The organism is Novosphingobium sp. NBM11 (assembly GCF_015390225.1).
In the GTDB taxonomy this organism is placed as follows: domain Bacteria; phylum Pseudomonadota; class Alphaproteobacteria; order Sphingomonadales; family Sphingomonadaceae; genus Novosphingobium.
The window spans coordinates 1,222,947-1,245,913 of the sequence record NZ_VUOG01000001.1 but is presented as its reverse complement, the minus strand read 5'-3'; the positions used below and the strand labels follow the sequence as shown (position 1 = coordinate 1,245,913).

General features: G+C 60.3%; 18 protein-coding genes and 2 pseudogenes. 8 read left to right on the top strand and 12 right to left on the bottom strand.

Translation table 11 applies throughout. The features are described 5' to 3' along the window. Positions 1–74: 74 nt before the first annotated feature. Together F1640_RS05925 and F1640_RS05920 are read left to right on the top strand one after the other, a co-directional pair. Positions 75–832, top strand: a pseudogene (locus tag F1640_RS05925) (IS5 family transposase). A gap of 124 nt (positions 833–956) precedes the next feature. Further along, positions 957–2,327 carry an IS1380 family transposase gene (locus F1640_RS05920; protein ID WP_066763960.1) on the top strand — a complete coding sequence of 457 codons (1,371 nt, stop codon included), beginning with the start codon at positions 957–959 and terminating at the stop codon, positions 2,325–2,327. 103 nt (positions 2,328–2,430) lie between these two features. Here the strand turns inward: F1640_RS05920 and F1640_RS05915 are convergent, their stop codons facing one another. From F1640_RS05915 to F1640_RS05895, 6 genes and pseudogenes are all read right to left on the bottom strand, one after another. After that, entirely contained in the window at positions 2,431–3,369 is a 939-nt protein-coding gene (locus tag F1640_RS05915; protein ID WP_194918236.1) for an AAA family ATPase, read from the bottom strand. Next, positions 3,366–4,064 (bottom strand): annotated as a pseudogene (locus F1640_RS05910) (DUF6615 family protein); the annotation flags it as partial. The gene F1640_RS05915 and the pseudogene F1640_RS05910, both read right to left, overlap by 4 nt. Positions 4,065–4,256: 192 nt before the next feature. Then, positions 4,257–5,606, bottom strand: a complete 1,350-nt coding sequence (locus F1640_RS05905; protein ID WP_194917264.1) for an IS1380 family transposase — start codon at positions 5,604–5,606, stop codon at positions 4,257–4,259. Positions 5,607–5,683: 77 nt separating this feature from the next. Further along, entirely contained in the window at positions 5,684–5,866 is a 183-nt protein-coding gene (locus F1640_RS25985) for a DUF6615 family protein (protein ID WP_375336182.1), read from the bottom strand. A 3-nt stretch (positions 5,867–5,869) separates the two neighbouring features. Beyond that, positions 5,870–9,949 (bottom strand): Eco57I restriction-modification methylase domain-containing protein, encoded by a 4,080-nt coding sequence (locus tag F1640_RS05900; RefSeq protein ID WP_194918232.1) that lies wholly within the window; start codon positions 9,947–9,949, stop codon positions 5,870–5,872. Beyond that, positions 9,913–13,227, bottom strand: coding sequence for a helicase-related protein (locus F1640_RS05895; protein ID WP_206694637.1), 3,315 nt, complete (start codon positions 13,225–13,227; stop codon positions 9,913–9,915). The genes F1640_RS05900 and F1640_RS05895 overlap by 37 nt, the downstream gene beginning before the upstream one ends. A gap of 562 nt (positions 13,228–13,789) precedes the next feature. Between F1640_RS05895 and F1640_RS05890 the strand changes: the two genes are divergently transcribed. From F1640_RS05890 to F1640_RS05880, 3 genes are read left to right on the top strand one after another with little or no spacing between them, the layout of a single operon-like run. Next, positions 13,790–13,978 (top strand): hypothetical protein, encoded by a 189-nt coding sequence (locus F1640_RS05890; RefSeq protein WP_194918231.1) that lies wholly within the window; start codon positions 13,790–13,792, stop codon positions 13,976–13,978. Next, on the top strand, positions 13,975–14,358 hold the full coding sequence (locus F1640_RS05885; protein WP_309229205.1) for a DUF3768 domain-containing protein: 384 nt from the start codon (positions 13,975–13,977) through the stop codon (positions 14,356–14,358). Before F1640_RS05890 ends, F1640_RS05885 begins: the two co-directional genes overlap by 4 nt. Position 14,359: 1 nt before the next feature. Continuing rightward, entirely contained in the window at positions 14,360–14,767 is a 408-nt protein-coding gene (locus tag F1640_RS05880) for a hypothetical protein (protein ID WP_194918229.1), read from the top strand. A gap of 20 nt (positions 14,768–14,787) precedes the next feature. On the opposite strand, the gene F1640_RS05875 is transcribed toward F1640_RS05880, so the two are convergent. Together F1640_RS05875 and F1640_RS05870 are read right to left on the bottom strand one after the other, a co-directional pair. Further along, the gene (locus tag F1640_RS05875; RefSeq protein ID WP_194918227.1) at positions 14,788–15,303 is read right to left on the bottom strand and encodes a GNAT family N-acetyltransferase; all 516 of its coding nucleotides are present in this window, start codon (positions 15,301–15,303) and stop codon (positions 14,788–14,790) included. A 9-nt stretch (positions 15,304–15,312) separates the two neighbouring features. After that, complete coding sequence (locus F1640_RS05870) at positions 15,313–15,609, bottom strand: DUF1778 domain-containing protein (RefSeq protein ID WP_194918226.1); 297 nt, start codon at positions 15,607–15,609, stop codon at positions 15,313–15,315. Between the two features lie 273 nt (positions 15,610–15,882). Here F1640_RS05870 and F1640_RS05865 point away from each other — a divergent pair, with 273 nt between their 5' ends. Next, positions 15,883–16,125 carry a hypothetical protein gene (locus F1640_RS05865; protein WP_194918224.1) on the top strand — a complete coding sequence of 81 codons (243 nt, stop codon included), beginning with the start codon at positions 15,883–15,885 and terminating at the stop codon, positions 16,123–16,125. Between the two features lie 56 nt (positions 16,126–16,181). Here the strand turns inward: F1640_RS05865 and F1640_RS05860 are convergent, their stop codons facing one another. The 3 genes from F1640_RS05860 to F1640_RS05850 all read right to left on the bottom strand — a co-directional run bounded on the left by F1640_RS05860 (position 16,182) and on the right by F1640_RS05850 (position 20,605). Further along, positions 16,182–17,264, bottom strand: a complete 1,083-nt coding sequence (locus tag F1640_RS05860; protein ID WP_194918222.1) for an ImmA/IrrE family metallo-endopeptidase — start codon at positions 17,262–17,264, stop codon at positions 16,182–16,184. A 766-nt stretch (positions 17,265–18,030) separates the two neighbouring features. Further along, positions 18,031–19,335: a site-specific integrase gene (locus F1640_RS05855; protein WP_194918219.1), complete on the bottom strand. Its 1,305-nt coding sequence runs from the start codon at positions 19,333–19,335 to the stop codon at positions 18,031–18,033. A 331-nt stretch (positions 19,336–19,666) separates the two neighbouring features. Beyond that, entirely contained in the window at positions 19,667–20,605 is a 939-nt protein-coding gene (locus F1640_RS05850) for an isopenicillin N synthase family oxygenase (RefSeq protein WP_125957069.1), read from the bottom strand. Between the two features lie 61 nt (positions 20,606–20,666). Between F1640_RS05850 and F1640_RS05845 the strand changes: the two genes are divergently transcribed. Beyond that, entirely contained in the window at positions 20,667–21,104 is a 438-nt protein-coding gene (locus F1640_RS05845; protein ID WP_255530290.1) for an EVE domain-containing protein, read from the top strand. 79 nt (positions 21,105–21,183) lie between these two features. Next, positions 21,184–21,429, top strand: a complete 246-nt coding sequence (locus tag F1640_RS05840) for a hypothetical protein (protein WP_125957066.1) — start codon at positions 21,184–21,186, stop codon at positions 21,427–21,429. A gap of 31 nt (positions 21,430–21,460) precedes the next feature. Here the strand turns inward: F1640_RS05840 and F1640_RS05835 are convergent, their stop codons facing one another. Continuing rightward, positions 21,461–22,783, bottom strand: a complete 1,323-nt coding sequence (locus tag F1640_RS05835; protein WP_194918217.1) for an MFS transporter — start codon at positions 22,781–22,783, stop codon at positions 21,461–21,463. Positions 22,784–22,967 lie beyond the last annotated feature (184 nt).

The window sequence follows — 22,967 nt, the reverse complement described above, 5'->3', positions numbered from 1 at the left end:
ACTCAATCACCCTCTTGAAAATCGTTGCACACATTGATTCAGGGGGTCTGCGCTGATGCAGGAGGCTGTTGGAGATGTCGCGTTCATTGTTCTGGCTGTCGGATGAAGCGTGGGCTGCGATTGAGCCCCACCTGCCGAAGAACCAGCCCGGGGCGCGGCGGGTCGATGATCGCAGGGTGATTTCGGGCATCATTCACATGCTCAAGTGCGGTGGCCGCTGGGCGGATTGTCCGCCCGAATACGGCCCGTCGACGACGGTCTACAATCGCTGGAACCGGTGGAGCCGCCGGGGCATCTGGACGCGCATCCTGGCGGCGTTGACCGAGGAAGGCTGGATCGCGGAGACCGGCCAGATCGACAGCAGCTACATCAAGGCCCACCGCTCTGCCGGTGGCGCAAAAGGGGGGCGCGGGCCAATGCCATTGGCATCTCGCGTGGCGGCCGGACAACGAAGATCCACGCGCTTGTCGATGTCCTCGGGCGACCACTCCGCCTCGTCCTGACGCCCGGCAACACGTCGGATGTGAAAGGCGCGGACCTGCTGATCGGCGAGACTATCGGCATGAAGCGGGTGATCGCAGACCGGGGCTACGATGCGAACCGCATCAGGACGACCTTGCGTGAGCAAGGCACGATCCCGGTGATCCCCGGTCGACGTAATCGAAAGCGCCCGGTCCAGTATGACCAACGCCGCTACAAGGACCGCTGGCGGGTCGAGGCCATGTTCTGCCGCCTCAAGGACTTCCGCCGCATCGCTACCCGCTACGACAAGCTCGCAAGAAACTTCCTCTCAGCCGTAAGTCTCGCTGCCGCCGTGGCCTTCTGGCTGTGATTGAGTCTCGACCCTAACCTGTCTTATTCACCGCGGCGGGTGAGAGGGTTGGCGGGAGTGGCGTAAGCGATTGCTTTGCAGTAGGAAAATGGGTGTCTAGACCAGTCCTTCAGCGAGGCAATTTATGCCACGGACCACACCCGCCGGGAGCGATGATAGCGCACCGGGATTTTCGTTTCCAGCGGTTGGCGGCAAGAAGGTCACAACCGCGTTCGACGGTGGCCGGCTGACCTCTGACGGCGGCGTTCTGCTGCTGGCGCAGGCCGAGCGCGCGATGGGGATCTGCCGGCAGCTTGCTGCGTGCATCGCCGATCCGCGTGACCCGACGCGGGTGATCCATCGCCTCGATGACATTCTGCGTGCCCGTGTGTTCGCGATCACGTGTGGCTATGAGGACGCCGATGATCTCGATGCCCTGCGCGACGATCCGGGCTTCCGCCTGGCGCTGGGCAAGTTGCCGGGATCGGGCGCGGGGCTGGCCAGCCAACCGACGATGAGCCGCTGGGAGAATGCACCGACCACGCGTGAACTGGCCCGGATGATGGTCGCGATGATCGGCGTTTACTGTGCCAGCTATCCGGCCCCACCGGCGGCGGTGACGCTGGATATCGATGACACGTGTGATGTCGTGCACGGCTATCAGCAGCTCTCGTTCTGGAACGGACATCACGGTGAGCGCTGCTTCCTGCCGATCCATGTGTACGATACCGCGAGCGGGCGGCCGGTGGCGATGCTGCTGCGCACTGGCAAGACGCCGTCGGGTGCCGAAGGTGCCGGCCACATCCGGCGCCTGGTGCGTCATATCCGCCAGCACTGGCCCGATACCCACATCACCATCCGCGGCGATGGGCACTACGCCCGTCCCGAGATCATGGCGTTCTGCGAGGCGGCCGGGGTCGATTACGTGTTCGGCTTGCCGACCAACGCCGCGCTGCGGGCCGATCCGGCCATCGTTGCCGTCGCCGATGCCTGCGCGGTCAAGCGGGCCCAGGCCCAACATCCGGTCCTGCGCAACTATGTCGAGACCCGCTACGGCGCCAAAAGCTGGAAGAGCCAACGCCGCGTCGTCGCCCGGATTGAGGCCAGCACGCTGGGCATGGACATCCGCTATGTCGTCACCTCGCTGACAGAAGGCTCGCCCGAGCACATTTACGACACGCTCTATTGCGCGCGCGGCCAAGCCGAAAACCTGATCAAGCGCCACAAGACCCAGTTGGCCAGCGATCGCACCTCGTGCCGCTCGGCCAATGCCAACCAGATGCGCCTCATCCTGCATACCGCCGCCTACTGGCTGATGTGGCGCGTCCAGCAGGCCATCCCCAAGGCCACCTCTCTGGCCACTGCCGAGTTCGCAACGCTGCGCCTGCGGCTGCTCAAGGTCGCCGCCCGCGTCATCGAGACCGCCTCGCGCATCCGTGTCGCCTTCGCGTCAGCATGCCCCGACGCCGGCGTGTTCAAAGCCATCGCCACCAGTCTCCGGCCAGCGCCGACATAGCCAGCGCGGCTGTGCCGCACAAAGCCCGAGCCATCGCCCATCAACCTCGAAAAGCCATCGGTTTTGCTGCGGCGAAAAACGCCGCCGAAACCGCGCGCCCGGATCACGCGGCCACCGACACATCAAACCCGGCACGCCCCAGTGCAGCGGGCTCATGAATAAGCCGGGCTAATCGCGCAGCAAGATAAATTGCCAATGCGAGCGCCGATTGCCGGGCTTCATTAAGAAAAAACTGAGGCTGCTCAAGACCGTGCGTACGATACGTGATCCTAGGCTGGAGTAAGCGCCCCTCAAAGATCCGATCACGCCGCTGCTGCGCATTGACGTACCGGACGGTGCCATATTCTAGTTGGTCGAGAACTACCGCATCGCCCAGCAGGTCCTTTAGCAAGTCTTGCGCGATGGGTGTCAGGGCATCAACCGCTGCGGCAAATTCGGTATTGAAGTCGGCACACGCGGCTTTCACCTTTGTGTCGTTCCAGCCCACCTTGGGCTTCGCGGCTTGGGTATCTCGCCATAATTCACCAAGCGTTCCCCTACCGACGACTGGCCAATCGGCGAGAAGCAAGTCCATGCCGATATCGAACAGATTTGGTCTTTTGCGACCCTGGCCATAGTTTGTGTCCAATAGGGCGCGATAGTCCAACATCACCGCCCGGAGGGCAGTCAGCAGGACGCGCGGGTCACCGCCGGTTTTCCCTGGATGGTCCGAGATCGTCCAGACCGCTGGGTCTTTTCCATCGGTGAACTCAACCAAAACTCTGGCGTCCTTGTCGGGCTGGCCAGAGAAAACATTCTTCTCGTTTTTGAAGAAGTTGAGTTTTGGCCGCCGGGCGAAGAGGCCTCGGAAAGCTTCAAACAGTGATGACTTCCCTGCGCCATTCTCGCCATAGAGCAGTAGGTTGCATCCCTGCTTGTGCTGCGTATTCAGGTTGATCACGATTTCATCTGGGCCAGGGAAGGCACGGAAATCGCGAAGAGTGATACTATTTATGCGCAGGCGTTTGTCGCGGGCGCTGAGTTCCCCTTTTGCCGCCATCATCTATCGCCACTGACAAAGATGACGCGTGGACGTTTCAACGGCAAACCATCTCCGCCTTCAAAATCCACCGAAGCTGACACGTCGTCACGCAAACGGTCGACGATGACCTTTATGTCTTGCGGCACGAGCTCGCTAGCCCCAGGCGTCGGGACCCTAGGGCCGTTTATTGTGATCGCATGCATTTCATCCTCAAGATTGCCGAGCGCAAATGCAACATTGTCAGGATCAGGAACATCCGCGATCTCGCAGCAGAATATATCAGAAAGTAAGAACATCAGCGGTTCAATCGTCTCAAATTCAGTCGCCTCTAACGCCACCTTCCTATCTCTACTCATGCGAAATGATGTGTTTAAATGGTGCGCAATGCGAAATCCACTGGCCAAGGTAATGCCCGGCGAGGTAAGTAACGGCCAATTTGTCGCCGAAGCTGGATTGTAGAACAAATAAAGGGGATAGGTTGCGATGCCCTCCCGCACCCTTTTTCGCGCATAGTTCACAAGTTGGCGAGACTGCTTTCCGCTGCGCTCTGGATACGCGAGATCATCATATCGGTCCGGAGTTCTCGGCTTCGTGTAGTGCAGGATCTTTGCTTGGACCGCGAGATGAATGTGGCGTTGCCCATCTCGGCGTACGAAGTGCCAATCCATGTCAGCCCCGGTGAGGCGTTCATGTGAGCTCTGGACAACGATGCGGGGATCGCGGAGCTTCTTTAGCTCTAGCCCGGCCTATTCATGAGACTGAGGTTCCGGGCTTGTTGGGTGGCGATGCGTTTTCGGTGATGTGATCCGGACGAGCGCCTCTGGCGGTGTTTTTCACCGCGGTGGGATCGATGGGCTTTTCGGGGTTAATGGAGGGGGGCTTGCGGTTCGGCGGCACGGCCGCGCGGGCTATGTAGGAGCAGGCCGAAGGTTGGTGGCGACGGCCTTGAACGTGGCGGCATCGGGGCATGCTGACGCGAAGGCGATGCGGATGCGCGTTGCGGATTCAATGACGCGGGCGGCGACCTTGAGCAACCGGAGGCGGATCGTTGCGAACTCGGCGACGGCAAGCGCGGCAGATTTTGGGATTTCTTGCTGGATCCGCCACAGGAGCCAGTAGGCGGCGGTGTGCAGAATGAGGCGCATCTGGTTGGCATTGGCCGAGCGGCACGAGGTGCGATCGCTGGCGAGCTGGGTCTTGTGCCGCTTGATCAGGTTTTCGGCCTGGCCGCGGGCACAGTAGAGCGTGTCGTAGATGTGCTCGGCCGAGCCTTGGGTCAGCGAAGTGACGACATAGCGGATGTCCATGCCCAGCGTGCTGGCCTCGATCCGGGCGACGACGCGGCGCTGGCCCTTCCAGCTTTTGGCGCCGTAGCGGGTCTCGGCATAGTTTCGCAGGATCACACGCTGCTCCTCGGCCCGCTTGACCGCGCAGGTATCGGCGACGGCGACGATGGCGGGATCGGCCCGCAGCGCAGCGTTGGTTGGCAGGCCGAACACGTAATCGATGCCGTACGCCTCGCAGAACGCCATGACCTCGGGGCGGCCATAGTGCCCGTCACCGCGGATGGTGAGGTGGGTATCGGGCCAGTGCCGGCGGATGTGACGCACCAGACGCCGGATGTGGCCAGCAGCTTCGGCGCCAGATGGCGTCTTGCCGGTGCGAAGCAGCATCGCCACCGGCCGGCCACTGGCGGTGTCGTAGACGTGGATCGGCAGGAAGCAGCGCTCGCCATGGTGCCCGTTCCAGAACGAGAGCTGCTGATAGCCGTGGACGACATCGCAGGTGTCATCGATATCCAACGTCACCGCCGCCGGCGAAGTGGGATAGCTGGCGCAGTAGATATCGATCATGGCGGCCATCAACTTCGCCAGTTCGCGCGTGGTCGGCGCGTTCTCCCAGCGGCTCATCGTGGGTTGGCTCGCAAGCCCGGCACCGGAGCCCGGCAGCTTGCCCAGCGCCAGGCGGAAGCCGGGATCGTCGCGAAGGGCGTCGAGATCGTCGGCATCCTCGTATCCGCAAGCGATCGCGAACACCCGGGCGCGCAGGATGTCGGGCAGCGCATGGATCACCCGGCCAGGGTCACGCGGGTCGGCTATGCAAGCGGCAAGCCGACGGCAGATGCCCATCGCGCGCTCAGCCTGTGCCAGTAGCAGGACGCCGCCGTCCGAGGTCAGCCGACCACCATCAAAGGCGGCTGTGACTTTCCGGCTGCGCACTGCTGGGAATCGGAATGGGTTTGCAGTATCGTCGGTCATGGCGGGGTGGCCTGTGGCATCTTCTGCCCTGCGGCAGGTTCGGCTTAGACACCCAGTTCCTAATTCAGATCAGAGGCTTATGCCACTCCCGCCAACCCTCTCGGCCCAACGCGGTGAATAAGCCGGGCTAGTAGCATCCGGTCGGTCCAAGAAGTCTCGCGTGACTGGTGATGAAGCGACTTGGCTTGTTCCAGTTCGCTGGCCACAACACCAGGAAACCAATCCGCAAATGCGCAAAGGGCTGATCTCCCTTCTTGCATCGCTCACCCGTGCCCTTCGATGATGCGCACTTCGTCGATGCTTTGGAGATCGAACAGTGTGCCGTAGAGCTTGGTAGAGGGATCGGCGATCTGGCGCGACCATTCGTCGGCAGCGCGGGCAAGTGCTTCGCCTTCGAGGGCGGCCAGCTTGTCGAGCCCCGCTCCGCGCGCAGCTGCGAAGGGGGACAGCCCACGCTTAGCCAACTCTTTGGGAAAGAAGAGTTCGTAGACGAAGGCACTGAGAAGGGATTCCAGCCGATTTCCAGTCGAGGGCATCCCGAACTGGTGGCATCGCTGGACCACCTTTCCAAGCAAGCTCAAATTTAATTGCTGATCAGTAGTCATATCCGGCACAGGGACGGTAAGCATCCTATCCTTCCGGAACTGTGGACGCCCGCCATTGAAGGCGTCGCCGTGGCTGGGAAAGCGCATTCTGAAATAAAAATCCAACGGTTTGGACAACATCAACGCAGCCAATGACCATGGGTCGTCAGGCAGTAGAATGAAGGCGGTCTTATTAAAGCAGAATCCTTCTTCATCGACGAATGCATGAAGTTCAGCAGATGTTTCGTTGTACGCAATCTTGATCTTGTCGAATGCGTCCCAATAGGCACAAGCTCGAAGTTCCCACCAATACTCACCCTTATCGGTCCGCTTCTTGAGATCAGCGCGCCATGGTGACAAATGTTCATAAAGTGCCGGGTGTTCTTTTGCGAAAATGCGCTCAGCCTCGGCTTCAGTTTTTCCAGACCAAGGCCAACCGCCTTTGACGTTTGATCCCGAGGCAATCGCAATCACATACTGATCGCTGTAATCGCGCTCCCACCGGCCGATTTCGCCACCGTCGATCCACTTGCGAATGAGCTTTTCTGTCTTTGGCCCATCAACGGCGAGATTGCTTCGTTCCGAAGGGCCGATCAGGAATGCACCGTTGAGGCCTGTTAAAATGCCTCGATAAAACTTGTCGCCGACGACATCCCTGACCCTCCTTTTGCCCGCTTCCATCGCGTCTGCTACGGCACGAAATTGCGGGGGCGCAAAACTCCAACTTTCAGGATCGAGTTCGCTCGGTTTGATTTCGGCTGGCGCATCGCGGACGATCTGGCCCACCTTCGCAATGTCATCGACGGACTTGATCGTAAGTGCACGGAAAGCCGCGTCACCGCCCTCGGCATTCACGCCAATGTAGACAGTGCTATCGACCGCCGCCTTGAACACAGGCATTTCACCAAAATCGACAATCACTAAGGGCTGAAACTTCTTGCTCAGCAATTCGCGACTTGGCCCGCCGTATCCCGCGCGCATGTAGTTGTTGGAGGTAATGAACGACATCACGCCGCCTTCGAACAACAAATCCTTTGCGACGCGGAAGAAGAAGGTGAGGAGGTCCGACGATCCGGTGAAGAACTTTCCATAGTCGCTCTTGAGCGCCGCTTTGAGTTTTGGCTCGATCTTCCCTGACCGCACGTAGGGCGGGTTGGCGAGAACAATGTCAAAATAACCCTTCCGCGAGCTCGGCTCGAATCCGAACATCCATTCGGCATCGAAGAACGGAGCATGAGCATTGGGATCGAATGGATCCCAATGCGCCAGAAGTGCCGCTTCATCGCCCGAGAAGACGCCTGCCCCCTTGGCCAAGTCGGCAATCTCATGGCGCAGGTCCAGAATTTGCTTCTGGACCCTGCGCTTTTCCGCTCCATTGGCCGCAGCGAAGAATGCACGGTTAGCCAGTCGTAGCTTGCCTTGAGCGGCACGCACATCCTGTGTCACCAGCATCGCGTTACCCTTGCGGTGCAGGGGCGTCAGCGTGTTGGCGGCAACCAACTTTGTTTCTAGGTTCGGCAGCGGCGTTATGCCGCGATTGGGGCGCTTGCCCGTGTCGTCAGCCTTCTGTTCAACCGCCAGGCTAATGAAGCAGCGCAGCTTGGCAATCTGAACTGCAATCGGTTGGACATCGACGCCGTGCAGACAGCGTTCAATGAGATAGAGCTTCCGCGTGTAGTCCGGGTAATGGCCGCTGTTGAATGCGGCATCGAACTTGTCGAGTTCTGCCTGCGCCGCAGCCATCGCCATTTCGCGTTCATTTGGGGCGGGAATGTTCTCTGCCCGCGCGAGATTGGCTTCATAGTAGGCGCGATTGCGCGCTTTCCACTTCTCGCCGCCCGGATCAAGCACGGCCAGCGCATGAACTAGCTTTTGCAGCAGGCCGAGCGGGAATGCCCCCGAGCCCACGGCAGGATCGATGGCCTTGCAGCTCTCGATCGCCGCGATGAGCGTATCGACCTCGGCTGGTTTGAAATCATGGGTTCTGCTGGCGAAATCGAGCAGGGAGCGAAGGCGGGCTTCGTGGCGATCAGGGGCGCCAGCCTTGTCCGCCTTGATGGCCTGCCCGGTAGCCTCCAGCCCGAGCTCGCCGGGAGCCGCGCCGAAATCCAGACTAGGGGCGTTGGGCCGAATGCCGCCATCATCCGAGGTGCCTGCGATCTTTGGCTTGAGATACGCCAACAGCGCCTCATCGACCATGAATTCCACCACTTCGCGTGGAGTGTAGAAGCTGCCCGATTTGTTGCGCGCGGTGGTTTTGGTGTCTTCGTTGTAAGATGCGAGCAGGTTTTCGAAGACCTTGCCAAGCAGCTCGGGATCGAGCGCGGCCTCCTCTTCGAGGGGCGTGTTTTCCTCGATGGTGAACTTGTAGCGGTCGAACAGGTCGATCAGGCCCGACACATTGCGCGGGCGGGTCGCCTTTTCGTAGTACTTGGAAAGATCGACCCCATCCTCGCCGCCGAAGAAAATGCGGTTTTTCAGTTTGGGCTGCTTGTCTGGTTGATCGGAAAAGCCATCGACCCGCAGGATAAGGTGTTGCCGCTCCTTTTCCGCGCGTTCCTTACGCTCGTCCTCGCGGCTCGTGATTTCGCAATCGAGGCATTCGAACAGACCACCATTGAGAAACGGGACCTCGTTGAACAGAGCTTCAGCCGCTTTGGCATCCGCGAATTTGGCCTCGTGCCGGAACACATGATGCCCGAGGTAATCTTTGGACTGCCCAGCATCGTCCTTGCGCCAACGCCGTTGGTCCATCTCGGTATTGAGGGTGGCGAAGAACAGGTTCTGCAGGATCGCCAGGTAGAAATCGTGCCCATTGGGATGATCGCCCGGTGGCTCCTTCAGCAAGTCGCTGAGCGTCTTTTCGTTGAAAAGCTCGCCCGGCACGAGCCCCTTCTCTTTGATGAACCACACGAACATGAGGCGGGTGAGAAGCCGGATGAGACCGACTTCCTTACCGCCTTCGCTGGCTGGCTGGCCCTTGGGAAACGTGACGAGATCAGGCTTTGTGCTGGCCCAAGCGAACCAGTCTGCCAGTTCGGCGTAGAAGCGCTTGTTGAGCTCCGCCGCCGAAAGGGTTTCGATCCAGCGATCATAGAGGTCACGGAAATCCGACGGTGCCTTTTTCCGCGCAATCGCTTGAAGCGATAGGTCTGCAAGGATCTCGACATGCGCGCGGTGGGGGCTGCCGAGATCAATGTCTTTGACCAGACTGATGCGTCCGCCGACAACGTCACGTGAAGGGTCACGCCGGTTAGCGCGGCGGTCAATGACCGCAAACGTTGCCTTGCCGCCATGGCGGAACAGGACAATCGCAGGCATGGCAAAGCCGCGATTGATTTCACGGACGATGGTGACGAGCTCGCGACGCGACCAGCTGCCGTCATCGAGATCAATCGCCAGAAATACGAAACTGTCGATGGCACCTCGTTGAAAAGAGACCCCCGTTTGGGGCACCGTGTTTCTGGACAGAGCAGGGAGCTCGTCGCCGGTCAGCTGGAAAAGAAAATGTACCGCCCTGATCCGCGGAAGAATGTCATTCAGCTTAGTAGGGTCGATCTGAAGCTCAGTGAGGAATGAGTTCGGGCTGGTTTGAACTTCCAAGGTCTTTGGGCTGGTGTAGCCAATCGAGTTCATGAGGCCCGTGGCGGCTTCGTCGAGCTGAGTTTCTCCTAACGCAACAATGGCTGATTTCACGCTGGCAAGCGTATCCTGAGCATGGCTCATGCCGCATTCCCCTCCGGATGAATCATCAGCCATGTCACTAACTCAAAATCGGCCTCGCTTCTCGGTTGGGCTTTAGCGTCTGCGAGCTTTCCACCCTTGTTGGCGGCGAGCGCTCCGAGCGCCCGCGTCGCGTAATTTGACCTTATCGAGTGAACTGCTGCCAAGGCCAACGCATCATAGCTCTCCATGTTTTGGCCTTTGTCTGTCTCGCGATCAAAGACCTCGCACAGCGCGGCAACAGGTTCCGTACGCCCGACGCACATGGCGCGCATTGCGTCGAGAATGGTTTTGGGCGCGGCGAAGCCGTGGCGGATCGAACCATCTTGGCGGACATAGACCAGGAAGAAGGGGTCCAGACCGCCAACCGGCTTCTGGTCTTGGCCAAGCTGCTGGCCTTTGCGCCTGAGGCAGAAGATCACGCCGGGATCAAAAGTCTCCCCATCGCCGTTTGGTGGGACCACTGCGCTGATACCGATGGGCGCATCTGCAAGGGCAGACTGGTTTTGGCGGGAGAAGTGCAGCAGGTCGGCGCGGAAATCCTCGAGTGAGAACTCGGCGAGGGTCACGCCATCCTGTTCGTCTTCGAGGTCGAAAACCTCATCCTTGAGGCGCAACAACTGCTTGTCGCGCCACTTCAAATCGGCTTCCGCCGCATTTTTGGCGTCGGCGAGGATATTATCTTCGCCGGTTGCGGACAGGTCCACCAATGCCATGCGGGCTTCTACCCGCCCCTTCAGATTGATGTAGTGGTTCAAGTCCGGCGTAGGCCAGAAATTGACCATCTTGATGCTGTCATGCAGGCTGCCGATCCGGTCTATGCGCCCGAAACGCTGGATGAGCCTCACGGGGTTCCAGTGAATGTCGAAATTGACCAGCAGGTCCGCGTCCTGGAGGTTCTGCCCTTCCGAGATACAGTCCGTCGCGATCAGCAGATCGATTTCTTCGTCCTGCGGCAAGCCTTTCATGCCCGCGCGATTTTTCGCGCGCGGCGCAAAGTTGGTCAGAATGTCCTGATAACGTGCCTTGCCCAAGGTGGCCTTGGTCTCACCGCTGCCGGTCACAAGCCCGCTATTGACGCCCGCTGCCTTCGCGAACGGCATGAGTTCCCGATAGAGATAATCGGCCGTGTCCGAAAACGCCGTGAAGACGATGACCTTGCGGATGGCTTCGCCCGCCTGATTGGTGGACGGGGCAGTGAACTTCGCGGCGAGGATTTTTTTAAGCTCGGCGAGCTTGGCATCGCGATCCGGCGATACGCTGAAGGCATCTACCTTCAACTGCTCCAGCCGCGCCTTGTCAGCACGAAGTGCTTCTGCCCAATCGTCGACATTCATATGTGCAAGATTGTATTTGAGCGCGCCGCCCACCTCGAAGGCTTCTTCGAGTTCATCGTCGCCTTCCGCTTCGTCGGGCAGATCGATGACAGACAGCGTCTTGCCGTGTCCTGCTTTGAATGCCTCGATATCGGCAAGCCGGGCATCGATGCGGTCGCACAGGCGGGCCATCGACATTCCAAACGAATTGACCGAGCTTTCCAGGCGCTTCAGCAGGCCTGTCTTGATGATCCCGATCAGGAATCGTTCGCGGTTGGCCTGGTCGAAATTACCGCCAGGATCATACCGGTGCTTGTGCTCTGCATGCACGAACGTGAGCGGGTTATAGAGGGCAAGCCGCAAAGCGCTGATTTCATCATGGACGTGGGCAAAAGCGGGAAACTCACCCTGCGTATCGATCTGCGCAAATATGGATTCCGGTCGCTCCCGCTCGGGAAAATGCCCGATTGCGGCCATCGCCGACGCGTAATGTCGCTCCACATGGCGGCGTGATCGGGCAATGGTTACCCCATCGAGTAGGCTGAAAAGGGACGGCGGCAGTCGCGCGATCAACCCATCGCGATCTTTTCCGCCGGCCTTGAGCCAGTCTTTGAACTTCCGGCGAGCGTCGCCGATCACGCCTGCCAAGTTGGCAATACCGAGGTCTAGGAACGCGTCGGGCTTGCTGGCGAGCACGAGATCGAGCTGCCCCTTTAAGTCAGAAAGATCATTGTTGACCGGCGTTGCTGACAACATCAGGACCTTGGTCTTGATGCCCGAGCTGATGACATCATTCATCAGCTTCTCGTATCGGCTCGGTCGATAATCCGAACCGTCGCCATTCGATTTGCCGCGCGACGCCGTCCGGAAATTGTGAGACTCGTCGATGACGACGAGATCATAATTGCCCCAATTGAAGGACCCAAGATTGATATCCCCGACCTTGCCGGAGATGCGCGTCAGGTCCGTGTGGGACAGCACCGTGTAGGAGAACCGGTCCGCAAGGAGCGGGTTGGTTTCATGATTGTTCTGGGCGAGAAACTCGGTCCAGTTGTCGCGGAGCTTCTTCGGGCAGAGGACGAGCACACGCTGATTGCGCAGCTCGAACCATTTGATGACGGCCAGAGCCACGAAGGTCTTGCCCAAACCCACGCTATCGGCGAGGATGCATCCGCCGTATCTGTCCAGCTTCGAGCGGACCGCCTTTACCCCGTCCCGCTGGAACTCGAACAGCATCTTCCAGATTGCCGTTTCGCTGAATCGCACATCTTCGAGCTTCGCATCCTCGATTGTTTGATCAGCAAGGAACTGACTGAAAAGATGATAGAGCGTCTTGAAGTAGACGAACTCGGGACTGTTGTGTTGATACAATCGCTCGAGCCGTTCGAGCACTTCATCCCGCACGTCCTCGGTCAAATTGTCGTCGGACCAGATTTCATTGAACCAGGCCAACAGATCATCGCGATCCCGGTCGGAATCGACTAGGAGGTTCAATTCGATATTCGGTTCATCGGTCAGACCGAGGCCCTTGATCGTGAAATTGGAGCTGCCGACCAGAGCATGATCACGCTTCCCGTCATGCACATGGTAGAGCTTGCCGTGCATCAACCCAGCGCGCTTGATCGAGCGGATCTCCGCTTTGTCCCTGATCCACTGTGCACATTGCATGGCTGTGCCCGAGGTCCGCAGTCCCTCGGTCAACGCTAAGCCGTCTTCGCTGATTGAAAAGGCCGGAGGATTGAGGCTCTCACCTTCGACACTGTCTATGAAGCGCGGCTCCCCGAACAGGAAACGCATTTTTCCAATCTCGTCGAGAGTCTTGGACAGGCGGGCATATGCAAAGCTGGTAAAATAGGCCGAGACAACCGATAATTCGCTACCCGCCTCAACGCGATCTTCCAGAAAGCTGGCCGCTGTACCCCGGCTGCGGTTGTCCCGAATTCCCGACTGCATAATCTTTTTGCCAAAGCCTCCCGCGCCCCAGTGGACCTGTGACATGCCTAGCTTCTGAAGGGGAGATACGGAACCAGAAAACTCATCCTTGTGAGATGTTTGAGAAAGCAGGCGCGTGGCCGCTACCCTGCCGGGCAACCTGCTCTATCCGCTCTCGCGGACCGGGCCTGTAGTCCCGGCCCATCCGGGTGACGATCAGGAGCGGGTGCAAGCGGAGCGGGAGTTTCTGGAGGACGCGCTCTGTCCCGCATGGCCGGTGGCCATGCTCCTGAGGGCGCGGTGTTTCTGAGCTAACCCGCAGGCGCTCTTGCCTCGCTCATAGCCGGACGCCCGCTGGCCCACTTGGCCCGCGCGCAGGGCGTCCGGCGGCTTCGCGCCGTGCAAGGGCGCCGTTCATGTGCGGATCGCTCCGCCGATCCTTTCGGGGAACGCCAAGGGCTTTGCCCTCTCGTTCCCAAACCCCAATCATCACCCCCGTGTGGCGGGCTTCGCCCGCTGGCCCGCGCCAGGGCATTGATTGGGGTTTTCCCTCCCCCTCCCATCCTCGCCGGAAGGCAGAGCCGCATGCCGCGTGACAGATGCGGCTTTGCCGGATGGAGTTTGGACCATGAGTGACCTGATCTTGAATTACCGAGCATGCGGGGCCGAGTGCCGGGAGGACTGGCTGCGCATGCTGGCGCATGACAATGGCTTGCCGCTGGTGGCGGTGCAGCAATTGGCCAACGAGCTCGGCGAGCGCGAGGATTTCGGCGAGTTGGTGCGTCTGTGCGAGTGCGGCGGGAGCCTTGCATCGTGAGCGGCGCGATGCTGTTCCGCGCGGAGCGGATTGCGCGGCTCAACGATCTGGCGCGCCGAGCCATGGGCATTGCCTGTGTGGTGGTGGCGACCGAGGGCATTCAGGCCTTGTCCGAGGCGGACCAGTCGCGGCTGCGCGAGTTGGTCGAGACCTTTGATGCCTTCACGCCGGACAATGATCCCTATGGCGAGCGGGATTTCGGGGCGATCTGGCAGGGGCTGGACGGTGTCTGGTCGACCTTGCGGCCTGTTGATGTTGCCGTGACCGTGTTTTGGAAGATCGATGCCTATGACCGCGAATTGCGGTTCGGTAGCGAGGACCCTGCCGATCCTTCCGTGACACGCCGGGTGCTGACCATCATGTTGGCGAGCGAGTATTGATATGGTTGCCCGCTCCCACACGGTGGAACCGTCGCGCCTTGCTTTCGGCGCGTGGTGCCAAACGAGCCAGAAGCAAATCGGCGAAGGCGATATCCGCGCCAGCTACAGTGCTGACCGCATCGGCATGGGTCAGCCCATCCGCAAGCCATTCCGATACGATGGAGACCTTTGGGCCTGTGTTGGCACAGGCCCTTCGGGAGCCGAGGCCTACCGGCTTTTGCACCCTTCGCTCTATTGCGGCACGGCGTGCAGCTATCATGTTCGGTGCCGCGATGGCGATCGCGCGCGCGGTGATAAGGCGGGCTTCTATGACGGCATCATCGTGCGCCACGCCGGACGGGAACTTGTGATGGCCGGTCCGCCCGCCACCTTCGTGGCGGGCGAGGAGGCGCAGCTGTCGCTGTTCTGAAGCTGCGGCAAATTGCGGGGCTAACCCTTCGCCGCGCTGGCTTCGAGCGATGCGGCAATGTCGAGGATCGAGCGCGCGAGAACCATTGGATCGTCCCTCGATGGCAAGAACCCGCGCCGCATCCAGAATTGCGCGGCCTCCTCATCGACCGCATTGACGATCAGCGCCCTGCCACCGATCAGCGCTGCGCCTTCGACGCAGCGCTGCAAGGCATGTTTGAGAAGTCCGGTGCCGACGCCTTTGCCCCGCCATTGCGCATCGGTCGCCAGTTGGCCAAGCAGCAGGCAAGGCAGAGGATCTGGCGATTGACCGGTGCGGATCGCACGCGGAAGGCTGGCGGGGACAACCGCGGTTGGCGCGAGGCCATAGAAGCCGATCACCTTTCCCGCGTCATGGACCACCATGACCGCGGTGAACCCCTTCTTCTGGTTCGAGAGCGCACGGGTGCGCAGCCAGTTGTCGAGCGACGGCTTGCCGCAAGAGAATGACGCAAGATCGTGCGCTTCGCTGAGCGGCTCTGGTGCGGAAATTGGCACGACGGCGGCCTATTCGGCAGCAGGCTTTGATTCCCAGGGAGCAGGCCGCTTCAGCAGCTCGACCATTTCCGGCACGGGCTTGGCCGGGCGGTCGAGCATGTCGACGAAGGCGGCGAAACCTTCGGGCGACATGCGAATGAGCGTGTTCTCCATGATCACCTCTTCTGCCGTCCGCACCGCCGCATCGCGCATGAATTCCGTGCGTGACCGCCCCCGCAGGCTCGCCGCGCGGTCGATGATCGCAATGTCGGCATCGGCAAGCCGCATCGAAAGCGGATGATCCTTGCGCTGTGTCGCGTGAGCCATGGTCAATCTCCTTGATGCTGATCTAGCACAATGTATCGCATTTTGCAATACGGAGTTGATGCTTATGGCAGGGCTGGGAGGCTGCAGTGCCCCACCCTTCCCTTCCGTGTGGCGACTTCGTTTTTGCACCCGGACTGGCCGCACGCAGGCGCGGGTCAATGTCCGGCCCGCGCCGGTTCCTTGCAGTCACCCGTGTAGGACATGACCACGCGCCCTTTACCACGCGGCCTTTCTGTTCGGTGCAACGAGCCACCAACACGAAAGGAACATCACATGGCCCGCACGTCCCAAGCACCCGCGCCCGTCACCGCGACCGAGCCCAAGGCTCCCGATTTCATCGCCTGGCATGTCAGCAATCGCGCCGACAAGGCCTTCTGGACCAAGGTCGGAGCTGCATGGTTCCACCGCGACCGCAGGGGTCTGTCGCTCCAGCTCGAGGTCGTGCCGATCAATGGCCGGATCGTTTTGCGCACGCCGCTCGATGATGAGACCAAGGAAGTGCAGCCGGGCGCTTAGCGCCCGGCGATGCCGCGCAACCGCAGCAAACGACTCATCCAGAACAGCATTCGAAATCAATTCACGAGCTTGAGACTACCGCGCCTTGTCGATTGGATGGCCTTGCTGTCCGAAGGAATGCCAACAGTGACCAGCCCCCAGACCAACTTCTGCAACTCGTCATAGGGAATTCCAATTTCATCGGAGACGGATTGCAAGGTTTGACCACTAGCCCTCAGGGATTCCGTGATTTTCTGCCATACCTTTGAGGTCTCGTGGGGATAATCATTGGGTTCGGACGTGCGGTAGCCCCGTTGGCTGATTTCAATACAAATCGACCTGTAGGTCCATTCGCTAATCATCCCGGTATCTTTCAGGCGTCGAGTAAGAGCGCCTGGTGAAACCATCCACCGTTCTTTCAGCCGCAGCACGGCATCGAGCGATTCGATGTTAAATCCAATCGCCTTGATGGTGTCGGACGGCATCAGAAATGCCGACGCAAACTGATCAGCCTCTTTTTCAGCCACAGGACCGGATGGTGCCCCATGCCGGTGGAGGACAAGATGCCCCAACTCATGGGCGATATCGAACCTGCGATGTGCCGATGATTTGAGGCGGTTGCTGAAAATGAAAGGGGTGTTGCCATTCCAAACCGAAAAAGCATCGACCTCTTTGGCGTTCTCGAAAAGCGAATAGACCCGGACGCCGTTAGCCTCGACCAAATGGATCATATTGCTGATCGACAACTTGCCGATCCCCCACTCGTCCCGAACGATACGAGCGGCGTTGCTTGGGGACTCACCGTGAAGGTTCGGCACATTCGGTAAGGGAAGCGAAAAGCGATGGTCGATCCACTTGTTGATCTCATAGGCAAAAGAGCCTGCCGCCAACGCGGCATGCTTTTGGCTAGCGGTCATACGCTTTAGCGATCTAAAGCTAACACCGTGCTCGTCCAGCTCCTCCAGAGACTCCCCATAGAAGAAAGATGCTGGAAACCCGAGTGCCTGTGCAAGTAGCTGTTCGGTCGCCTCACTCGGCGTATATTCGCCATTCTCGAAAGCATTAAGGGCGCGGGTAGTGATACCTGCCTTTTGCGCTAATGCTACTTTCGTGAGTCCTACTCGGCGACGCGCAAGCGCCAGTTTTTCTCCATTGAACATAGGTAAACCTATGCGATGCGCTGAACGGGGATATCGAATTCGCCTGTAAAGCCATCGCGCGGACCACGAGTGCCAACGATTGGGCTGTCGTCCAGATCAATGACCGGGAGGATGTTCCTCTCGCTCCACGACGTGATCTTGCCTCGTTGAATTTCCGACGGAGACGAAAGCTCCGAAAAATTCGCCGTCCCTCGATATTCAGAAGGAACCAGAAGGCAGTGTAGCCACCGACGCCTCCTGCAACTGCGGCATCTTCGGGTACAGCTTCAGGCCAGAGTTCACCTTGACGTTTGACTGCAATTTCAGTCCGCTGACCCTTCGGCGTTTTCGTGGTCGGAGTCCGACCAATCAGCTTTCCCGACGCCTCATCGCCAGTAGCGCAAACGACATAAATCTTAAGCGCGTCGTTGATCGTCATGGAGAAATTGCCGGGATCGGCGAACCGCCAGCCCGCAGGAATATACTGACTACGAAGCCCGTGAACGCAGGCTGCCCAGGCTGAGGTTCCGGGAAAGGTCGGAGGATGGAGTGGTGAACAACCCACTCGCGCCCTGTACCCAGCTCGGGAAACCGACTGCATCCCTTCGAGGTCCAGCCCGAGTTCACGGAGGCGCTGAGAAACCTCCCATTCCTTTGCCCTGAGAACTAGCACTTTCGACCTCACTTCCGGTTTTCGTTCCTCATATGTGGAAGAAAAACCGGAAGCTGTCAAGCGCTCGCAAACTTCGATCAAGCCAAGCAGCCGACGAAGCAAAAGCGGCATATCCTATTGGGGGCGGCATGAAACAGCCCTCGCCGCCACTTCACGTTCAATCATTGCGGCCCAGTCGTGCATCACCTGCTTGCGTCGGTCGAACAGCTCGGACTTGTTGTAAACCCGCATGATCTTCGAGGTGGTTGCGGTGGCGACGTGATTCAGGACGCGATCCACCACTGCAATGTCCGCGCCGAGAACCTCACATGCCAAGGTGCTGAACGTGGTTCGAAGATCATGGATGGTCCAGTGCTCCATGTCGACCGGCTCCCGGCCAGCCTTCTTTGCAGCAGCAATCCGCCTTTCGCGGATGATCCGATCAAGCCGCCGCTTGGCCTTGGCATAGCCGGACACCGAAGTATCGCCGGTCATGCTGAAGACGAACGGACTGTCCTTCGGGCGATCCGACGCGGCCAGCGCCTCTTTGACCAACGACACGGCAAGCGGCGATAGCGGGACTCGCAGCGAATTCCCGCTCTTGGTTCTGTGACCGGGCAAGGTCCAGACGGCGTTATCGGGATCCCCGTCAGGGACGAGGTCAAGTTCGGTGACCGGCATCGCGGCCACTTCCTCGCGGCGCATGGGCACCACGATCAGCAAGCGATACAGCTGCCCAAAGGGATATCCGAGCTCTCCCATGGCATCCCAGATTTCCAGCAGCTCATCGAGCGAATGGAAACGGTCGCGGGTGCGCTCCTTGGCGGGCTTCTTGATATTCGCCGCCGGATTGGCCTCCAGAATTTCCTGATCGACACACCAGTTCATGAAGGCCTTCACATATGCCAAGTTGCGGTTCGCCGCCATGGGGGCCTTCTCCGCATGTTTGCGCACGGCATCCACGATGTCGGACCGTGTGATCGATGTGATGTCTTTCGCACTGAATTGCTTCAGCACCCCGGACTTGCCGTCGAGGGCGCGGCGGCATTGCGAGCCGCGCCGCAGTTGCGAGAGCTTCAGGCGTTCGTAATCGTCAAGGACATCAGAGAGTTTGCGCTGCATTCGCGCCGCCCTGATTGCTTCGCGCTTCGCCTCTCGCTTCTCCTCGTTGGGATCAACGCCTTCGACAACTTCAATGTGCTTGACCCGTGCCGCCTCTCGCGCGTCCGACAAGCCCATGCCCGGCCAGGCTCCCAGTTTGATCCGGGTGCGCTTGCCATTGCGCAATCGGGTACAAAGGAGCCATGTGGCCGAACGCTCACCGGCCCGAATGCGCAACCCCGCAACGCGATCATCAGCGAGCTCCAACTGCTTGCCCTTGACCGTTCGAGCCCGTGTGATCAGTGTCTCGATTGCCTGCCTGTTGAGCGGTTTCACCATAATTCGCGCCAATGCCTTTTCGCTATAGGCTCCATATAGGCTCCACTTTGCGGAAGGACAACGCTCGTCAAGATCGCACCCTGGTGAACGAAATTTGACAGGACGCGATGACAAATATCGACTTTATATCATTATATTATACGGCATATCTCCGAACATTTCTAGACAAATTTGAACAGCTCTGAACAACCCAAAAATGGCCCCCTGATCAAACTCTTAATCAGCGGGTCCTAGGTTCGAGCCCTAGTGCGTCCACCATCCCCCTACCGGTCCAACATCCCGTACAGCCCGTGCGCGATCGGTCCTTCATGGACCGACCGCGCTGCCCCACCTATTTCTTCAGGCCGATTTCGCGCAGGCGCTCCTGCAGGTAATCGTCGGCGGTGATCGATACCGGATAGCGGTCCGGATTCTCGGGCGTGATGCACTGGGGCAGCGTGCGGAAGGCGAAGTCGCTGCGCAGGTGCAGGAAGAAGGGCATCGAATAGCGGCTGAACGCGGCGCGGGGGCCTTCCGGATTGCGGACGCGGTGCGTGGTCGATGGCAGCACGTGGTTGGTCAGGCGCTGCAGCATGTCGCCGATGTTGACGACGAGTGCGCCGTCGGGCGGGGAGACGCCGATCCAGCGGCCATCCTTGGTCAGCAGTTCGAGGCCCGCTTCTTCCGCGCCCAGCAGCAGGGTGATCAGGTTGATATCCTCGTGCGCGCCGGCGCGGATCGCGCCGCCTTCGGCATCGGGCACCGGCGGATAGTGCAGCAGGCGCATGACCGAGTTGCCGTCGGCGATGGCAGGATCGAACCAGTTTTCATCCAGCCCCAGCCACACCGCGATGCGCGCCAGGATGCGCGCGCCGGTCTGGTCGAACGCGGCGTAGAGCGCTTCGAACGTCTCGCGGAAGCCTTCCGGCCGCGTCGGCCAGATGTTGGGCGGCATCGACGTGGTGGCCAGCGGGTGGCCCGCCGGCAGGTCGCGCCCAACGTGCCAGAACTCCTTGAGGTCGCGCGCCTTTGCGCCCTTGGCGATTTCCACGCCGAACGGGGTATAGCCGCGCGCGCCGGCAAGGCCATCGAGGAAGTACGAGCGCTTCTCCTCCTCCGGCAGCGCGAAGAAGGCTTCGGTCAGGCGCCACGCCCGACCGATCAGGTCCGGATCGATGCCGTGGTCGCGCACCATGGCGAAGCCGAAAGTCTGGAAGCTTTCGCCCAGATCGCGGGAAAGCGCGGCGGGATCGCTGGCGAGCGAGAGCACCGGCAAAGTTTCGAGGTTCATGATATTCCTGTGCGCAAATTGCGGTTATGAGGCCCGCATACCCGGTTTGCGGAAGGCTTTCATGATCAAAATCAAGGATGGGATGGCGCTTTGGCTGATGAAGTCGGAACCCGACGCTTATAGCTGGGACGATCTCGTTGCCGAAGGCGAGGGGACGTGGGACGGCGTGCGCAACCATCTGGCCGCGCGGAACCTGCGCACGATGAAGGAAGGCGATCTCGCCTTCTTCTACCACTCCAACATCGGGCTGGAGATCGTGGGCGTGATCACCATCAGCAAGGGCGGCATCACCGACCCGACCGATCCGGACGGCAAGTGGGCCGCGGTCAAGGTCAAGCCGGTCGAAAAACTGAAGCACCCGGTCACGCTCAAGCAGATCAAGGCAACGCCGGAACTGGCCGACATGGACCTGATCCGGCAATCGCGCCTGTCGGTGTCGGCGGTGAAGCCGGACGAATGGGCGCGGATCATCGCCATGTCGGAAGCCGCCACCGCATAACTGTCCCGCTCCGGCACTGTGCCAAAAAGCGACGCGGAACCGGGGATCACAGTGGTGAACAAGGCGTTAAAGCGGCGTCATGGAAACGTCGCTTCGCCCCCAGTTCGGTCTTCGCAAAACATCCGGCCATCCGTTCCGGCGTCGCCTGCCGGCGCGGGTGCTCCGCGCTCTGCCGGTGTTCGAGCCGGAAGTGCTGGAAGCGATGCGCCGTGCCGAGCTACGCTCGAAACCGGTCGATCCGCGCCATATCACCCGGCAGGACGTCAAGGACTTCCTGATCGCCTATTGCGCCTGCTTCGTCGCCATCATGGCGTGGATCGCCTGAACAGGCGAACGGCGAAGCCGACCGCCTGCTCTCAGGCTGGCGAAACCTCATCGGCGCAGGCGCGCTCGGCCGCGTAGAGCAACTGGCCCAGCCAGGCGGATACCAGACACATCGCCGCGCCCAGCAGCAACTGGTCGATCAGCGCCACCTTGGCCGCGCTGAGGCCCGCCGCCAGCGCTGCGCCGACGACCATCGCGCCCGAGTTGACGATGTTGTTGGCCGCGATTGTGCGCGCGGTTTCGGACTTGTCGACCACGGTGGTGAGGAACGCGTAGAGCGGCACCACGAACATGCCGCCGGCCACCGCGATGCCGAGCAGCGAAAGCAGCAGCGGCACCGCCATGGGATGATGGACGAAGGTGCCGACGTTCATCAGCAGCCCGTCCTCGGGCGGTGTCCAGGCCCGGCAAACGAAGTGGAAGGCGACGATGAACAGGCCCATCGCGATCACCGACCACGGCGAATAGCGTGCCGATACCGTACCCTTGAGCAGCGCGTTGATCGAAACCGAGCCGATGGCGACGCCGATCGAGAACACCACGAGGAACAGGCTGGCCACTTCCTTGCTGGCGCTGAGCACGTTCTTGGCGAGCGGGGGGAACTGGATGAACAGCACCGCGCCGATCGTCCAGAAGAAGCTGATCGCCATGATCGCCAGAAACACCCGCCGGTGCCGGGTGGTGTTGCGGATGAGCGTTAGCGAGGAACGCCAGATGTGATAATCGAGCGGTTGCGCGGCAATCAGCGGCTCTGCCGGGGGAACCTGCCGGCCGGCGAGATAGCCGATCATGGCGGTGACGATCACGCCCCCTGCGGCCCATTCAACCGGAATCCATCCCGCGAGGATCGTACCCGCCAGAATCGCGAGATAGGTGCCCGCTTCGACCAGTCCGGTGCCGGCCAGCACCTCGTTGGCGTGCAGGTGCTGCGGAAGGATCGCGTACTTGATCGGGCCGAAAAAGGTGGAATGCACCCCCATGGCCAGCAGCGCGGCCAGCATCAGCGGGATGGCAGCGGTATGGATGGCGATGCCCTTCCACGCCAGCGCCAGGCCGGCGCCGCCCGCCAGCATGATCAGGATTTCGCAGAACTTGATGATGCGGATGATCCGCGCCTTGTCGCGCATGTCGGCCAGTTGCCCGGCCAGCGCCGAAAGCAGGAAGAACGGCAGGATGAACAGCGCCGAGGCTATCGCGGAAAAACGCGCTTCTTCCGCCTCGGAGTTGTAGATGCTGTAAACCACGTACAGCACCATCGCGTTCTTGAAGAGATTATCGTTGAACGCGCCCAGCAGCTGCGTGACGAACAAGGGCAGAAAACGGCGCGTATGAATGAGATGCGTCGATGTCGTCATACTTTCTGGCCAAGCATCCCCGTCCGCCGCAGACCCTTACCGCCAAGACCGGTGCGGGCAAGGGGCAAACGCATGTTTTCACACAGGCCGGAGGCAATTCCGGCTCCGGTGGCCACGCAGGTGTCCCGTTGCGGGCCACGCCTCGTTGCAGGTTCGCGTGATGTTTCCGTGACGTCAGAAAATT

Excerpts from the sequence above, each read along its gene's own strand:
- F1640_RS05920 (WP_066763960.1), top strand. The coding sequence starts at position 957 with ATGCCACGGACCACACCCGCCGGGAGCGATGATAGCGCACCGGGATTT.
- F1640_RS05915 (WP_194918236.1), bottom strand. The coding sequence starts at position 3,369 with ATGATGGCGGCAAAAGGGGAACTCAGCGCCCGCGACAAACGCCTGCGC.
- F1640_RS05905 (WP_194917264.1), bottom strand. The coding sequence starts at position 5,606 with ATGACCGACGATACTGCAAACCCATTCCGATTCCCAGCAGTGCGCAGC.
- F1640_RS25985 (WP_375336182.1), bottom strand. The coding sequence starts at position 5,866 with ATGCAAGAAGGGAGATCAGCCCTTTGCGCATTTGCGGATTGGTTTCCT.
- F1640_RS05900 (WP_194918232.1), bottom strand. The coding sequence starts at position 9,949 with ATGGCTGATGATTCATCCGGAGGGGAATGCGGCATGAGCCATGCTCAG.
- F1640_RS05895 (WP_206694637.1), bottom strand. The coding sequence starts at position 13,227 with ATGTCACAGGTCCACTGGGGCGCGGGAGGCTTTGGCAAAAAGATTATG.
- F1640_RS05890 (WP_194918231.1), top strand. The coding sequence starts at position 13,790 with ATGAGTGACCTGATCTTGAATTACCGAGCATGCGGGGCCGAGTGCCGG.
- F1640_RS05880 (WP_194918229.1), top strand. The coding sequence starts at position 14,360 with ATGGTTGCCCGCTCCCACACGGTGGAACCGTCGCGCCTTGCTTTCGGC.
- F1640_RS05870 (WP_194918226.1), bottom strand. The coding sequence starts at position 15,609 with ATGGCTCACGCGACACAGCGCAAGGATCATCCGCTTTCGATGCGGCTT.
- F1640_RS05865 (WP_194918224.1), top strand. The coding sequence starts at position 15,883 with ATGGCCCGCACGTCCCAAGCACCCGCGCCCGTCACCGCGACCGAGCCC.
- F1640_RS05860 (WP_194918222.1), bottom strand. The coding sequence starts at position 17,264 with ATGTTCAATGGAGAAAAACTGGCGCTTGCGCGTCGCCGAGTAGGACTC.
- F1640_RS05855 (WP_194918219.1), bottom strand. The coding sequence starts at position 19,335 with ATGGTGAAACCGCTCAACAGGCAGGCAATCGAGACACTGATCACACGG.
- F1640_RS05850 (WP_125957069.1), bottom strand. The coding sequence starts at position 20,605 with ATGAACCTCGAAACTTTGCCGGTGCTCTCGCTCGCCAGCGATCCCGCC.
- F1640_RS05845 (WP_255530290.1), top strand. The coding sequence starts at position 20,667 with ATGATCAAAATCAAGGATGGGATGGCGCTTTGGCTGATGAAGTCGGAA.
- F1640_RS05840 (WP_125957066.1), top strand. The coding sequence starts at position 21,184 with ATGGAAACGTCGCTTCGCCCCCAGTTCGGTCTTCGCAAAACATCCGGC.
- F1640_RS05835 (WP_194918217.1), bottom strand. The coding sequence starts at position 22,783 with ATGACGACATCGACGCATCTCATTCATACGCGCCGTTTTCTGCCCTTG.